Source organism: Kribbella yunnanensis, assembly GCF_039529655.1.
Classification (GTDB): Bacteria; Actinomycetota; Actinomycetes; order Propionibacteriales; family Kribbellaceae; genus Kribbella; species Kribbella yunnanensis.
The window spans coordinates 23,626-37,046 of the sequence record NZ_BAAANF010000021.1 but is presented as its reverse complement, the minus strand read 5'-3'; the positions used below and the strand labels follow the sequence as shown (position 1 = coordinate 37,046).

The 13,421-nt window shown below is 64.9% G+C and carries 12 protein-coding genes; 7 read left to right on the top strand and 5 right to left on the bottom strand.

What is annotated here, in order from left to right:
• Nucleotides 1-924, top strand: a 924-nt coding sequence (locus ABD231_RS31540) for an FAD-dependent monooxygenase (protein WP_344160070.1), incomplete at its 5' end; no start/stop codon positions are given.
• A gap of 388 nt (nucleotides 925-1,312) precedes the next feature.
• Here the strand turns inward: ABD231_RS31540 and ABD231_RS31535 are convergent.
• The 3 genes from ABD231_RS31535 to ABD231_RS31525 form a co-directional block, all read right to left on the bottom strand.
• Nucleotides 1,313-1,645, bottom strand: a complete 333-nt coding sequence (locus tag ABD231_RS31535; RefSeq protein WP_344160067.1) for a hypothetical protein — start codon at nucleotides 1,643-1,645, stop codon at nucleotides 1,313-1,315.
• Nucleotides 1,609-1,809, bottom strand: coding sequence for a hypothetical protein (locus tag ABD231_RS31530; RefSeq protein WP_344160064.1), 201 nt, complete (start codon nucleotides 1,807-1,809; stop codon nucleotides 1,609-1,611). The genes ABD231_RS31535 and ABD231_RS31530 overlap by 37 nt, the downstream gene beginning before the upstream one ends.
• A gap of 230 nt (nucleotides 1,810-2,039) precedes the next feature.
• The gene (locus ABD231_RS31525) at nucleotides 2,040-2,618 is read right to left on the bottom strand and encodes a double-stranded RNA binding motif domain-containing protein (RefSeq protein ID WP_344160062.1); all 579 of its coding nucleotides are present in this window, start codon (nucleotides 2,616-2,618) and stop codon (nucleotides 2,040-2,042) included.
• Nucleotides 2,619-2,770: 152 nt separating this feature from the next.
• On the opposite strand from ABD231_RS31525, the gene ABD231_RS31520 reads away from it, so the two are divergent.
• Nucleotides 2,771-6,106 (top strand): DEAD/DEAH box helicase, encoded by a 3,336-nt coding sequence (locus tag ABD231_RS31520; RefSeq protein WP_344160059.1) that lies wholly within the window; start codon nucleotides 2,771-2,773, stop codon nucleotides 6,104-6,106.
• The gene (locus ABD231_RS31515; RefSeq protein WP_344160056.1) at nucleotides 6,103-6,660 is read left to right on the top strand and encodes a hypothetical protein; all 558 of its coding nucleotides are present in this window, start codon (nucleotides 6,103-6,105) and stop codon (nucleotides 6,658-6,660) included. The genes ABD231_RS31520 and ABD231_RS31515 overlap by 4 nt, the downstream gene beginning before the upstream one ends.
• A gap of 118 nt (nucleotides 6,661-6,778) precedes the next feature.
• On the opposite strand, the gene ABD231_RS31510 is transcribed toward ABD231_RS31515, so the two are convergent.
• The gene (locus ABD231_RS31510; RefSeq protein ID WP_344160053.1) at nucleotides 6,779-7,315 is read right to left on the bottom strand and encodes a nuclear transport factor 2 family protein; all 537 of its coding nucleotides are present in this window, start codon (nucleotides 7,313-7,315) and stop codon (nucleotides 6,779-6,781) included.
• Nucleotides 7,316-7,690: 375 nt separating this feature from the next.
• On the opposite strand from ABD231_RS31510, the gene ABD231_RS31505 reads away from it, so the two are divergent.
• Together ABD231_RS31505 and ABD231_RS31500 are read left to right on the top strand one after the other, a co-directional pair.
• A complete protein-coding gene (locus ABD231_RS31505; RefSeq protein ID WP_344160050.1) occupies nucleotides 7,691-8,443 on the top strand; it encodes a cupin domain-containing protein in 753 nt (250 codons plus the stop codon).
• Nucleotides 8,444-8,530: 87 nt separating this feature from the next.
• The gene (locus tag ABD231_RS31500) at nucleotides 8,531-9,853 is read left to right on the top strand and encodes an MFS transporter (protein WP_344160047.1); all 1,323 of its coding nucleotides are present in this window, start codon (nucleotides 8,531-8,533) and stop codon (nucleotides 9,851-9,853) included.
• 286 nt (nucleotides 9,854-10,139) lie between these two features.
• Here ABD231_RS31500 and ABD231_RS31495 read toward each other — a convergent pair whose 3' ends face one another.
• Nucleotides 10,140-11,258 carry an alkene reductase gene (locus ABD231_RS31495; protein ID WP_344160044.1) on the bottom strand — a complete coding sequence of 373 codons (1,119 nt, stop codon included), beginning with the start codon at nucleotides 11,256-11,258 and terminating at the stop codon, nucleotides 10,140-10,142.
• A gap of 79 nt (nucleotides 11,259-11,337) precedes the next feature.
• On the opposite strand from ABD231_RS31495, the gene ABD231_RS31490 reads away from it, so the two are divergent.
• Nucleotides 11,338-11,874, top strand: a complete 537-nt coding sequence (locus ABD231_RS31490) for a MaoC/PaaZ C-terminal domain-containing protein (RefSeq protein ID WP_344160041.1) — start codon at nucleotides 11,338-11,340, stop codon at nucleotides 11,872-11,874.
• Entirely contained in the window at nucleotides 11,871-13,388 is a 1,518-nt protein-coding gene (locus tag ABD231_RS31485; protein ID WP_344160038.1) for a class I adenylate-forming enzyme family protein, read from the top strand. Before ABD231_RS31490 ends, ABD231_RS31485 begins: the two co-directional genes overlap by 4 nt.
• The last annotated feature ends 33 nt before the right edge of the window (nucleotides 13,389-13,421 follow it).

The window sequence follows — 13,421 nt, the reverse complement described above, 5'->3', positions numbered from 1 at the left end:
GAGTTCATGCGGCTGCCCGGCGAGGACAAGGCCGAGCTGAACACGGTCGAGCGCGCCTGGGAGCTGCTCGCGCCGTTCGGCGTGCGGCCGGACAACGCGGAGCTCGAGCGGCACTCGGTCTACACCTTCCAGGCCACGTACGCCGAGCGCTGGCGCGAGGGTCGGGTCCTGATCGCGGGCGACGCGGCCCACCTGATGCCACCGTTCGCCGGCCAGGGCCTCGGCGCCGGCGTCCGTGACGCGATCAACCTGTCCTGGAAGCTCGACGCCGTCCTGCGCGACCGCGCCGCCGACGACCTCCTCGACACCTACGGATCCGAGCGCACACACCACGTCCAGGCCTTCATCGACTTTTCCATCGAGCTGGGCGAGGTCATCTGCCTCACCGACCCTGCCGCGGCTGCCGCACGCGACGCCCGGATGGTCGCCGAATGGGAGGCGGGCATGCGACCTCCGGCTCCACCACGGCCCGGCCTGGGCCCCGGCATCCACCGTGGGCGCCACGGTGGTGAGCTCGCAATCCAAGGACCAGTTGGAGTGCCTTCCGAGGGGGCGAGTGGCAAACGACTACTTGACGACGTTCTCCGCGGACCTGGGGTGCTGATCGGGCGCACGGCTTCAGATCTCTCCGTCCTGAGCAAGTCGCAGACTACCCACCTTGCGGAGCTGCGGATCCCTTGCGTCGCGTTCGGTGGACACCGGCGCGATGGCCTCCTCATTCTCGAAGACGTCGACGGTGCCTACCGAGACTGGCTCGATCGCCTCGAGGCGGATGTCGTTCTCGTCCGCCCGGACTTTCACTTGTACGGAACCGCTGGATCAGATGGAGTGGCGGATCTCGTTCGAGCCTTCCTGCGGGATGTGTCTGCAGATAAGACCCCGAGCACCTCCGATTCGGTCCGTCTACTGGACCAGTCGGCATGAAACCTTCCTGATCAGACGTTGCCCGGCTCGTCATGCGCCGCGCGGCGGCTCACCTCGCCTTCGGCCGTCTGATCGGCGCGGGGCCAGCAAAGCCGCCGCCGACTGTCCGGCGGCGGCCCTGGCGGCTCGTATGCAGGGCGCCTGCCCCCATTCCATCATAGTAGAACAAGCTTTCGATTGCAGAGCCGGTGCGGCACGCCGACGCGTGTGATGTCTCAGGAGATGGGTGACAGTTGGTGTGTCAGGACATCGGTGACGGTTCAGGGGTCGGTACAAGAGGAAGCGATCTTCGAGCCGCCGCAATGGCGGACAACCTCAGGTTCAGCTCTGCCGTTACCCGGTCGGTGATCCCGGCCAGTACCTCCAGAAAGACGAGGGCGGATGGCCGCTAGGCCGCCGCGGAGGCCAGATCCACGTAGGTACGGCCGCATTCGCTGTCGTAGAAGCGCACCTGCGCAAGCTCCGCGCTGTGTTCTGCTCCCATGCGCCAGACCTGGGTAGCGCCGCCCTCAACGTCGTACACCACCCGCGCATCCTGCGCCTTGCTCGTGTCCTTGTCGAAGCCGTCACGGTGGATCTCGACATCTCTCCGTGCGTTGACCGATCGGCGCAGCAAACGTGCATACCCGGACTTCCCGCTGCCGTTGAACCCATAGACGATGGTCAAGCCGGTTTGCGCGAATCTCAGCCGCTCCCCTTCGGCGAGACTGTTGATGGCCACGCCGACGCCAGCCTCACGCAGAAACACCCTGCCGCCCGCCACGCAGCGCCGGGGACGTCGGCCGCCTTGACCGTGACAGCGGGCCCGGCCTTCCCGTCGACCAGCCGCTGTTGCCAGACCGGTCGGCTGGACAGCCACTTCGCCAGATCCTCCTCGATTGTCACCGTTGCCATCCCCTACTCGGGCATGGCAAAGCCACCCTGCAACGGATCATGGTTCCCCCCACGATCAAATTCCCCTGAGACGACTGACATCGCCTACTCCCCGTAGCCGAGTATGCCCTTGCTCGTCCCCGCCGCCAAGGACTCCGCTGAGACATCAGCAATTTCTCCCGCGCTGCCCCATCACGTTGACGAGCCAAGCGAGCGGACCTCGCACTGCGACGCCGGAAGGCTCAGTTGGCAATCATGGTGTCGATCAGGTGTGCGGCGGCGTGAGTCTTTGCGGATTGCAAGGAGGTACCCATGCCCTCCGCGGAGAAGTCGCTGCCCTCCGCTGTCGTGACTTGGACCGCGCAGGTGAAGGTCGGCTGGTGGGCAGGCCCTGTTCTGGAGTCGGACCACCGACGAGCTCGGATGTGGCCGGCCTGTTCGAGTTCGTGGATAGCTGAGATCGGGGAACTGCCGTGGCGGGTCCTGAGGAAGTCCGCTATGGATCGCGTCGCCTTCTGCTTGGGCATGCTCTCGAGCGGAGCCGGCCCGGCCGTCGAAATGCCCGCCGCCCGGAACCACTGCCGCAGGACTTGTGTCGGAATGCCGAGCATGTCGCCCGCCTCGCGAACGCTCAGGTTGTCCTCGAATACGTATCGGTGTGCCTGCTCGAACAACGAGTCGAGGACGCTGCGATCGCCTGGTGGCAGCCCAACGTCCTTTGCATGCTTGGCAACCGCGACGTCTAGGGCTCGGTGCGACTTGTGCATGCACGCCGTGCTGCAAAAGCAAGCGAACAACTGCGCCTTCTGCTCGGCACCCATAGATCGCAGCACTAGGAACCAGTTGACAGGAGCAGACTCCAACCGGCCGCAGCTGAAGCATCTTCGTGAACCCGACACAACCCTACTACCTTCCGCATCTGAATGACTCCACAGCGTAATGTATGCCTGTCATCGCAAAGCCGGAGGGTTTGATGGCGGAACGACTTCCCACCTGGCTGCGGGACGCCCTGCGGCGCAAGGCCGTCTCGACCGACGACATCGCCGAGCTTCGGGCGATGCTCGGTGCAGGACTACTGACCATTTCCCAGCTGAGACTGCTACTGCTGCAGCCGATGCGCGGTGTTGCCGGATTTCGCAAAGACGTCCTCGCATGGCTCGTGGGCCGACCGGAGACGGCGACCAGCATCCTGGCCCAGCACACCCAGATCGCCAGGCTTCCGCCGATCATCCATGCTCGGCGCGCTCGCGCCACAGACCCACGGCAGTTCGAGTCACAGGCCTCGCTTCGGACTGCAGAGGGTACACAGACCGGCAACTGGCGTTCGGCTACCACTCAAAAGGGTGCCGATCACTTGGCCAACCTCGACCTGCTGCGGGCGCTATGTCCGCGCGATCAGGCTCGCACCGGGCCCAGATCCGTGGTCAAGGCGGTTGCGGTCAAACCCTCGGCCCTGCCACCACTTCGACGTACGGCGGAGACTCCGGCGACATACCCGGCTGCCGACCTGCTCGAGCTCGGCTGGGAGCTACTGTTCGATGCCGACGCCTGCCCATCGAGACCGCAGATGCTGTTGTGCCCGCCACGGTCTTCCCGTCCAGACGTCCGCGGCCAGCGGGTCATGCGCACCGTGCGATGGCCGGACGAGGTTCGCGAAGTCGAATGCCTTGTGCTGGACATGCCGCACGCGATCTCACTCCTGATGACCGCCGGTGCTTGGAGCAATTCTGCCCTGCTGTGGCACGAGGTCACGATCGAGACGATCAGGTGGATCGAGAACGGCCGAATTCTTCCGACCATCTGCGACGCACATCGCCCGCAGGATCGCCGTACGGCATGGAGAATCGGACCGCTGACCCAATCCACCACCGAGTCATTCCGGCGCTGGACGGCCAAACTGAACGAGCTTCCACATTGCGCCGCGACATTCTCGCGGAGTCCGGAGCCTCTCACGATCGAGCACGCGCGGGAGTACGTCGACGCCGTCGCCGCAACGTTCGTCCCCGACACAGCACTGTGGTGGATGATCGGAGACCAGCCCTTCGTCTCGTCAAGGTCCGACGACGCTGGCGCGGACCTACAGGACTGGGTCGACCAACTGGAGGCACGGCTTGAAGCCGCCCCCGGCTTCCGACCCGTCCTGCGGATCAACGCGCCCGATCCGAATCTTGAGGTGAACACCGTCAAGGTCGACCTGCTACTCGCAACGGGCTCATCAGATCCGGAGACGGCACCGCCCGCCGCTCAGGTTTGGCTTGCAGACTCTATCGAACCGCGACTGCGACTGCGCCTACGTCGCCTGCTTCGCCAGGCCGGCCGGCTCCTCCCGACGCTGTCAGCGTTGGGCTTGCAGTACCGGCCGGAGTCACTTCTCGTCGGCGTCGACGCACTACCCGGCCTGCGGGCCGAGGTCGGGGAAGCGCTCCGCGACCTTGGGATCGACATCCACTGGCCACGCAACTGGGCAACAGACCTCGCCGCGAGCGTGGTCGTGGGAAACGGGCCGTACCTGGACGAGCCGGACGGCTCGCTCGGACTCCCGCAGTTGCTCGACCGCCGCTGGTGGCTGACACTGGACGGTGAGCTGCTCAGCGAACAGGAGATGATGCTTCTAGCCGAAGCGTCGATGCCGATCGTCTGGCTTCGGCAGCGCTGGGTGCTGATCGATCTGCCGATCCGGCAGAAACTCGAACACCGAGATCTCGCGCCGGTTAGCAGCAGCAAAGGAAAGATGGACGCCCTGCTGCAGACGGTCTTCATCGACGGCCAAGAGTACGCCTGCAGCGCGACGGAGGGGTTGGCTCATCTTCTCGACGAACTGCGCGACTCCGACTCGTCGGAGGCCGAAAGCAACAACTTCCGGATCGGCTCGATCCGACTCCATCAGCACCAACGTGAGGCAATCGCTTGGCTCGAAGGGCGCAGTAGAGCAGGTCTGAACACACTCCTTGCCGACGACATGGGCTTAGGTAAGACATTCACCGCACTGGGGTTTCACCTCTCGGATCGGCGCGCGCATCGAGATGCACCGACGCTCGTACTCTGCACGAGCCGCGACCTGGTACGGCAGTGGCGTGATGCAGCCGCGAGATGCTTGGGCGATACACCGCCCATCGTCCACGCTGGCCCTCGGAGAGCGCTGCCCTCGCTCAGCGGGGGTTCCCTGGTCATCACCACGTATGACACGCTGGCGATGGACATCGAGATCCTCGCACCACGGCGGTGGGGCCTAGTGATCGCCGATGAAGCACAGCGGATCAAGAACCCATGGAGCCGCGCGGCGCGCGCGATCAGGAGACTCGACGCTCCGGGTCGGCTCGCGATCTCCGGCACGCCGCTGGAAAACCATCCGCGGGAGACGTGGGCGATCCTCGACTGGCTCAATTGCGGAATGTTCGAGACCCGGCAGGGTTTCGAACGGCGGCTGGTGGCACCACTGAGACGTGCTGACCGTCCCCGGACTGAGGCACTCAGGACGCAGACGCAGCAGATGCTGCACCCGGTCGTCCTGCGCCGTACAAAGAACGACCCAGCTCTCGCCCGGCAGCTACCGCCACGGCTCTCCTTCACCCATGAACTCGATCTGTCGGACGTGCAGCGGTCACTTCTCGAGATGCTTGCACGCGACACCGAACGGGCTTCGAGCCTGCGTCAGCCGTCACGGCGATCCGGCGAGGCCGCGCTACGCCTCATGGACGCGATGAAACAGGTGTGCAGCAGTCCTGCGCTCTACCGGCGCGACGACCCAGCAGATGTACGGAGCAACCCAGAGCGAGCAGCGATCGACGCGCCGAAGCTGGATCGCATGCACAAGATCCTCGCCGACGCCGCCCAGCACGGCGAAAGTACAGTGATCTTCGCCAACTACATCGGCACGGCCGATCTCATCCACGCCTACCTGACCGGCGTCGGGATCTCCAGTGCTCGTTACCACGGCAAGATTCCTCCTGCTCAGAAGGCCGCCGCCCTGCGTGAGCTTGCCGAGGGGCACATCGCCGTACTCATCCCTACTTTGAAGAGCGGCGGCACCGGCCTTGACCTGCCGCGTGCCAGCCGGGTCATTCACTACGAACGATGGTGGACACCGGCCCAGGAGAACCAAGGCAGCGATCGTGTGCACCGGTTCGGGCAACAGCGACCGGTCCAGGTCCACGTACTCAAGCACGCAAACGGCATCGAGGACCACATCGCCGCACTCCACGCCCGTAAGGAGCGCTACGCCGATCACTTCCTACCATCGACCAACAACGCACCGCCCGCAATCACTGCTCGTGAGCTCGCTCAGCTATTCCAGTTGGACGCGCGATGACAGCAGATAATCCGTTGCTCGGGGCACTCGTCGAGCTACCGCCGCCCGGAGTCCCTCCGGAGCTCATCGCGAGTATCGTCGCCAGTGCCTCGGACCGGGCGCGCCGAGTCCTCAACAGACATCGACCCGACGACCCGCTGGCCTCTCTCGTCGAGTTATTCAGCCAGTACGACGAGCCTGCACGCCCGGCCGAGATCGCCGCTCGAGCCGGAGTCAGCGTCGCCACGTTGTCCCGGTTACGCATCGCATACCGGCTCGGAGGTCGCGCCGGCCTGGACAACGCCATGCATCTGCACAACGCGGATACCGCTGAGATCGACGCCGCCGCGCGGGCGATCGAGTCCGTCATCGGCGCGCGAGCTTCGAGGCCCGAGGTCGACCACAACACATTGACCTACGAGCTGTTCGGCGTACAGCTCCGCCTCGGCCGAGACGATCACTGGTACCCGTACACCAGGTCGTCGGGCACCTGGATGCCGGCCGCGCACCCAGCTGCGACTCCCTCGGAGGCCTTCGCTTCGGCCACCGAGGCTGCGGCGCGCCGACGCGGCTGACCCCGTAACGAGGTGCACGACAGAGATCGTTGCCATGGACAAGGAGAGTGCGACAAGTCCAAAAGACCGCTAACGCTTGCTCGAAATGTCGAGGGGTTCTGCTTCTGTTCAGCAGGTTCTAGCGCGAGTTGTGGAGGTGCTCTGCACCCGCGGCTCGCAGCAGGTCCAGTGCGGCGCCGGTTCCGTCCGCTGGGAATAGGGTGCGTGACGCGATACGCCAGCCGTCGGTGTCTCTTTCGAGTGTCCAGCGGTTCGCAAGTACTCGGTGGATCCGGTATCCCTGTGACAGCCCGTGGTTCGGCAGATCTCTAGGTGCACCTTCATGGTCCGGCGTGATGAGTGCGAGATAGGAGACGGCCACCGCTGTATCTCCGCTCACATCGACCAAAGGCAAGGAACCGAAGTGTGCGAGGCCGCCCGCGATGGCGGCCCGATGCTCGTCTCGTTGGACCAGTTGCACCATCGCGTCCCGCCCTTGGGCGCCATCGAGGTGCGGACCACGGTCAAAGATGACGCCGTCGGTGTAGATGGCCTCGATCAGATCCTGTTCGCCAGTGTCAGCGCTGAGTGGATGGGTCGCAAGCAGGTCGTAGATCGCCAGCTTGTCTTCGACCGCCCGCAGCCGGGCCTCGAACGAGTTCGGCATGTTCGTCATGACTTCCCTTCACAATCAGCACCGGCCACCGCACGTTGAGACCGTTCCCCGCAACCGTATTAGTGAGCCCCTGGACCGCCACTCCGGGGTCCAGACTCACCCGCCGCTGAAACAGGCGAGCCCCTTCGGACCCTGCACGCCCTGGCCGGGACAGGGGAGCTCACACACGAACCGATCAGCCGGTTCGAGAGCTGGTCGAGGCCGCTCGACGGGCGACCTCGAAGGTCTGCCATGCGGTTGGCATCACCCCCCCACCTCGCTTCGTGGAAAGGGATCTCCTCATACCTGCGAGGAATCGCAACCGACATCTTGCTAACTAGCGATTGTTTGTCTACTTTGTGATTGCCGACACCCCAGCCGAGACACAGGAGTGCTATGAGTGCAGACACCAGCCCCAGCGCGACCAGTCGACCGCGGCCCGTGAGACACACCGTTCCCAGCCCCGCCGATGGCGTCGTTGCAAGGTCCGGTGGCATCGAAGTCCGCGTGGTGAAGGCCAGCCCAGGCGTGGTCTCTCCGTGGGGCGAATGCTCCGTTGCAACTACTACGCTCGTCGGCCTGTCGGGTTCCACTCGGATCGACACTGTCGATCCGAATTTCAGCTTCGCGCTCTCGCCCGGAGATCTGTACTCGATCCCCCCCGGGCTGATTCATCGGGTGACTGCCGACGAGTGCAGCCAGTTCCTCCGATTCGGCACCGGACCGCTCGGCGAGCGTCGGCTCGTAGACCTGCCGGGTGACGCCGCCCCACCCCTTGCGGCCAACGACGATTCGTCACGCGATGAGGATCCGTCGGATCTGACCGGCGCCCTCGTGCCTGGCGTGTCCCGCGTCGACACGCTCGCAAAGGCCGAGGGGCTTCGAGTCATAGTGCAGGAACTCGGCCCTACACAATGTGTGCCCTGGCATCTCCACGACCGGGTTACCGACGTGTTCGTATGCCTAGCCGGTCCGATGGTAGTTCGGACGTGCGACGACTCCGGCGCCGAGACCGAGACAGTCTTGAGACCAGGAGACATGCACGCCGTTACGCCGGGCGTGCCTCACTTCGTGGCCGGCGCAAACGGCAGGCGGACGAGATCTCTGATTATCCAGGGGCCTGGTGCGTACAACTACGTGTCCGTTTGACCCGACCCATCCCGATACGGACGAGGCGCGGTCATGGTTCTGGGGCCCTACACCCGCGCGGCCGACCCCTCATAACGGAGAACATCAATGACTGAGCGTTCCACTGTCGCAGACGCCAACCAACCGCCAACGACGAACCGATCCTTGCGCGCAACGATCGCGGGCGGGGTTGGCAGCGTGCTTGAGTTCTACGACTACACCCTCTACGGCTACCTCGCCATCGTGTTGGCACCCCAGTTCTTCCCAGCGTCGGATCCGGTGTCGTCGCTGCTTGCGGCACTCGGCGTCTTTGCGGTCGGGTACGTCGCCCGCCCGCTCGGTGGTATCGCCTTCGGGTACATCGGCGATCGCCGGGGTAGGCGGACGGCGCTCATCGGCTCGGTCATCCTGATGGGCGCGGCGAGCGTTGTTATCGGACTGCTTCCGACCTTTGCGCAGATCGGGGCAGGCGCCTCTGTACTGCTTCTACTCGCGCGACTGGCGCAGGGCTTCGCCGCGGGCGGCGAGACCGCGGGAGCCAGCACGCTGATCGCCGAGTCCACATCGGGCCTGCGTCGAGCAATCTACGGCGCCTGGACACCAATTGGTTCGTTGTTGGGCTTCGTACTCGCAGCCTCCGTTGTGGGCCTTATGACGGCGCTGACCTCAGCCAAGCAGATGTCAGACTGGGGCTGGCGCCTGCCGTTCCTGGCGTCAGTGGTTATCATCGCGATCGCGCTATGGCTTCGGATGCGAACTGACGAGACCGCCAACTTGAACGCCCGTCCCAAGCGTTCACCTATCCTTGAAGTGCTGCGCGATCACCGCGGGTCGCTCGCCCTGGTCATCGCCCTTGCGATCGCAGTCAATGGAGCGGCATTCATCCCGCTCGCATACTCAAGCATCCACTTGATCCAGCGGCTCGGCTACAAGCCGGCGGCGGTGTACTGGATCGTCGCAGCCGCGATCGCCATCTCGTGCCTTCCCATGCCATTCATCGGAATGCTCGCCGACCGGTTGGGCAATCGTCGGGTCGCCGCAGCCGGGATGGTCGGCTACATCCTGCTGACATTTCCAGGTCTGGCGTTGATGGGCCTCGACAACCTGGGCTTGGCGTTCGTCGGCCTCCTACTCATCATCGTGAACAACGGGTTCGTCTCTGTTCCGGTGTACACCGAGATCCCGTTCCTCTTCCCACAGAGCGCGCGATACACCGGGGTCTCGCTGGGCTGGAATATCGGTGTGATCTTGGCCGGGGCCACTGCCCCGCTCGCAGCCGTCTGGCTCATCGAGCAGACCGGGATCGTCACAGCCCCCGGGTTCTGGGTGATCGGCGTCTCACTCATCGGGCTGATCGGCCTCGCAATCGCTGCGGGCCGCCTGGGACCGAAGACCGAAGTAACCGGATCGGAGTCTCTGCCTGCAAGGTAGGGGCCACCTGGCCGCCCGCGGCGGCGGCCAGGCTGGCCCCGGCCAGCGGGTTAGCCGCCGCGCTGCTGCATGACCTTGTTCGGCCTACGAGCGGTCAGCCGGCTTCGGCAAGCGCTGCGGCATCGTCCAGCGCTCCCTCCCCGACCGAGGAGGGAGCGTGTCACACAGATGCCCGCGGCGGAACTCAAGGTTGGCATAGCGGGCGGCGGCAGTAACGTTTTGCCAAGGCGTCGCGGCTGGTCATTGGCCAAGATCCTCGGCAATGAGGCGTCCCCTCGAGGGCCGGTTACTGGGCCTTGGGGACGTCGAGTTCTTCGAGGGTCGGGTAGTCGATGTAGCCCTCGTCCCCGTCGGTGTAGTAGGTCGCACGATCAGACTCGGCCAGCGGAGCCCCAGTGGCCAAGCGGAGCGGCAGATCCGGGTTGGAGATGAAGGGCCGGCCGAACCCGACCAGGTCCGTCCGGCCGTCCGCGAGTGCCTGTGTCGCTGATTCGAGAGTGTGGTCTCCGGACACGATCAGAGTGCCGGAATAGATTGATCGGAAGTGAGACGACGGGATGGAGTCAGGCGCCGCCTCGACCGTCATGCTGCCGGCGATAGTCGGTTCAACCAGGTGAAGGTAGGACAGTCCGACCTTGTCGAGGCTCCTGACGACCTCGCCGTACAGCTTCAGTTTGTCGCTGTCCGCACACTGCATCCAGGTCCCAGATGGCGACAGCCGAACTCCGACGCGCTCCGCCCCCACCTCCGCGCACAGAGCCTCTATGACCTCGATGAGGAAGCGCAGTCGCTCAGACACGCCACCGCCATAGCGGTCCGTACGGCGGTTCACGTTGTCGTTGAGGAACTGATCGACCAGGTACCCGTTGGCGCCGTGCAGCTCGATGCCGTCGAACCCCGCGGCGATCGCGTTGCGCGCGGCGACCGCGTAGTCGTCGACAACTCGCCGTACCTCATCGGTCGTGAGTTCACGAGGAGTCTCGAAAGGGATCCGCCCGTCGCGCGTCATGATCAGTTCGTCGACGACCGGGACCGCCGAAGCACTGACGGGCTGAGCGCCGCCAGGTTGGGTGAGCGAATGCGACACCCGGCCGACGTGCCACAACTGCGCGAAGAACACCCCGCCTGAAGCGTGTACGGCCTCGGTAACAGGTTTCCATCCCTCGACTTGTTCATCGGTCCACAGACCCGGCACACGCGGATACGCAACCCCCGAGGGACTGATCGCCGCACCTTCGCTCACCATCAAGCCGGCCTCAGCCCGCTGCTTGTAGTAGACAGCCATCCGCGGCGTCGGGACGAACCGGTCGTCGGCGCGGTTGCGCGTCATCGGAGGCAGCACGATCCGATTGCGCAGAACAAAAGATCCCAGCGCGTACGGCGAGAACAGCGACGACGACTTCACCAGATACCTCCCGGTCGGTTGACGGAACACAGACGCACTCGTAGTTTAGACGAACAAACGCTAGTCTGTCAGGAGGGTCATGGACAAGCTCGTGAACGCGGATAGGATCGGTCGCCGGGTCACCGGCCAGGGCGATGTGTACTGGGAGGATCTCTCGGACCAGCAGCGCCTTGTCGGGCCCGGTATGACAATCACCGATGCTCATCTGGTGAACTGGGCCGGGCTGACCGGCGACTGGGTGTCGTTGCACCTCGACGCCGAGTACGCGGCCACGACGCCGTTCGGCGCGCGGATCGCCCACGGGCCGCTCACGCTGTCGTTGTCCTTCGGACTGCTGACGCAGACGGGCGTCTTCGGCAATGTGAGCGCGTGGCTGGGCGTCGACGAGGTTCGCGCTCGCCGTCCCGTACTGATCGGTGACACCATCCATCCAGAGGCCGTTCTCCGGACGACCCGCTCGACGTCGAAGCCGGAAGCCGGTCTGTGGACCTTCGACTACGAGACCATCAACCAACGCGGAGAGGTCGTCATGACGTTCTCGGGTAGCTTCCTGGTCCGCCGCCGTACGCCGAAGTCCTCCCACCTCACCACGCCGGAGGACGGGCGAGCGTCATGATGTTCACCTTGGTGGATTTCCTCCGGCTGAACCTGCGCCGGAACCCCGATGGCGTTGCGGTGGTCGACGAGTCGGCGCGGCTGACCCATCGCGAACTGACAGAGCGGGCGTGGAAACTCGGCAACGGGCTGCGCGCAGCGGGAGTCGAGCCGGGTGATCGGGTCGGCGTCCTTTCTGGCAACAGCAACTTCGCGATCGAGACCTTCCTCGGCGTCATCGCGGCCGGCGCCGTCTACGTGCCCTTCAACTGGCGATGGGCCACCACCGAACTCGTTCATGGCATCCAACTCACCTCGCCGCGGGCGATCCTGGTCGAGGACGAGTTCACCGCGGCCATGGACGCAGTCGGCCCCACTGAGGTGCTGCGGTTCGACCAGAACGAGGCCTACCTGGAACTACTGACTCACGAATCCCTGGATCCGGCCGTACCGGTGGGATTCGAGGACCCGGCGGTCATCCTGTTCACGGGCGGTACCACGGGTTTCGCCAAGGGCGTGGTGCTGTCCCACCGGAGCGCGGTGATCAACGCGGTCAACGAGCTGGCTGACCTCGGCTTCGGCGTAGGTCCCGATCATGTCGGCCTCTGCACAGTTCCGCTGTTCCACTCGGCGTCGCTACTGACGGTCTTCGCGCCCCACTACATCACCGGCGGGACCGCAGTGCTCGCGCGGAAGTTCACCGAGGCTGGGTTCGCCGAACTGGTGTCGCGCGAACGCGTCACTTCGACATTCGCGACCCCCAACATGCTGCGTCGGCTGCTCGCTGCCGGCGTACTGCATCGTCCTGGCATGAACAGCTTGCGCCAGATCCATTCGGGCGCTGGGTTGCTCCGCATGCCGGACAAGATCGCAATCCGCGAAGCGCTCCCGGACGTGAAGCTGTTCTTCCGGTACGGCCTGACCGAGGCCGGCCCGATGGTCACCAGACTCAAGGACGAGGACATCATGCGTCCGGACCTGGATGGTTCGATCGGCTCGGAGTACACCTTTGCCGAGGTGCAGCTCCGCGACCCGTTCGGCCAGGAGGTGCCGGATGGCGAACTCGGCGAGATCTGTGTCCGGGGTCCGGCTCTGATGACGGAGTACTACGACCAGCCCGAGGCGACTGCGAGCACGCTCGAGGGCGGGTGGCTACACACCGGCGATCTGGCCGTGCGCGGACCCGACGGCAATCTGTTCTTCCGGGACAGAGTCAAGGACATGATCAAGACCGGCGGAGAGAATGTGTACGCCGCCGAGATCGAACAGCTGCTCTATGCGCATCCTGCTGTCATGGAGTGCGGCGTCCTGGGGGTCCCCAGCGAGGAATGGGACGAGGAGGTCCGCGCGGTGGTCGCACTGCGGGAAGGCGCGTCGGCCGATGAAGCTGAACTACAGGCCTATTTGCGCCAGTACCTGGCCGGCTACAAGATCCCGAAAATGTTTCTCTTCCTGCCTGCCGACGAGATGCCGCTGAATCCCAGCGGCAAGATCGTCAAGGCTCGCCTGCGCCAGCTCACCGGCTGGGAAGGCTGACAGGAAGACATCAGCGGCCGACAGAGACTCCGT

What these genes read in the sequence shown, in the direction of transcription:
- ABD231_RS31515 (WP_344160056.1), top strand. Translation starts at nt 6,103, where the DNA reads ATGACAGCAGATAATCCGTTGCTCGGGGCACTCGTCGAGCTACCGCCG.
- ABD231_RS31490 (WP_344160041.1), top strand. Translation starts at nt 11,338, where the DNA reads ATGGACAAGCTCGTGAACGCGGATAGGATCGGTCGCCGGGTCACCGGC.
- ABD231_RS31485 (WP_344160038.1), top strand. Translation starts at nt 11,871, where the DNA reads ATGATGTTCACCTTGGTGGATTTCCTCCGGCTGAACCTGCGCCGGAAC.
- ABD231_RS31525 (WP_344160062.1), bottom strand. Translation starts at nt 2,618, where the DNA reads ATGGGTGCCGAGCAGAAGGCGCAGTTGTTCGCTTGCTTTTGCAGCACG.
- ABD231_RS31520 (WP_344160059.1), top strand. Translation starts at nt 2,771, where the DNA reads ATGGCGGAACGACTTCCCACCTGGCTGCGGGACGCCCTGCGGCGCAAG.
- ABD231_RS31500 (WP_344160047.1), top strand. Translation starts at nt 8,531, where the DNA reads ATGACTGAGCGTTCCACTGTCGCAGACGCCAACCAACCGCCAACGACG.
- ABD231_RS31505 (WP_344160050.1), top strand. Translation starts at nt 7,691, where the DNA reads ATGAGTGCAGACACCAGCCCCAGCGCGACCAGTCGACCGCGGCCCGTG.
- ABD231_RS31510 (WP_344160053.1), bottom strand. Translation starts at nt 7,315, where the DNA reads ATGACGAACATGCCGAACTCGTTCGAGGCCCGGCTGCGGGCGGTCGAA.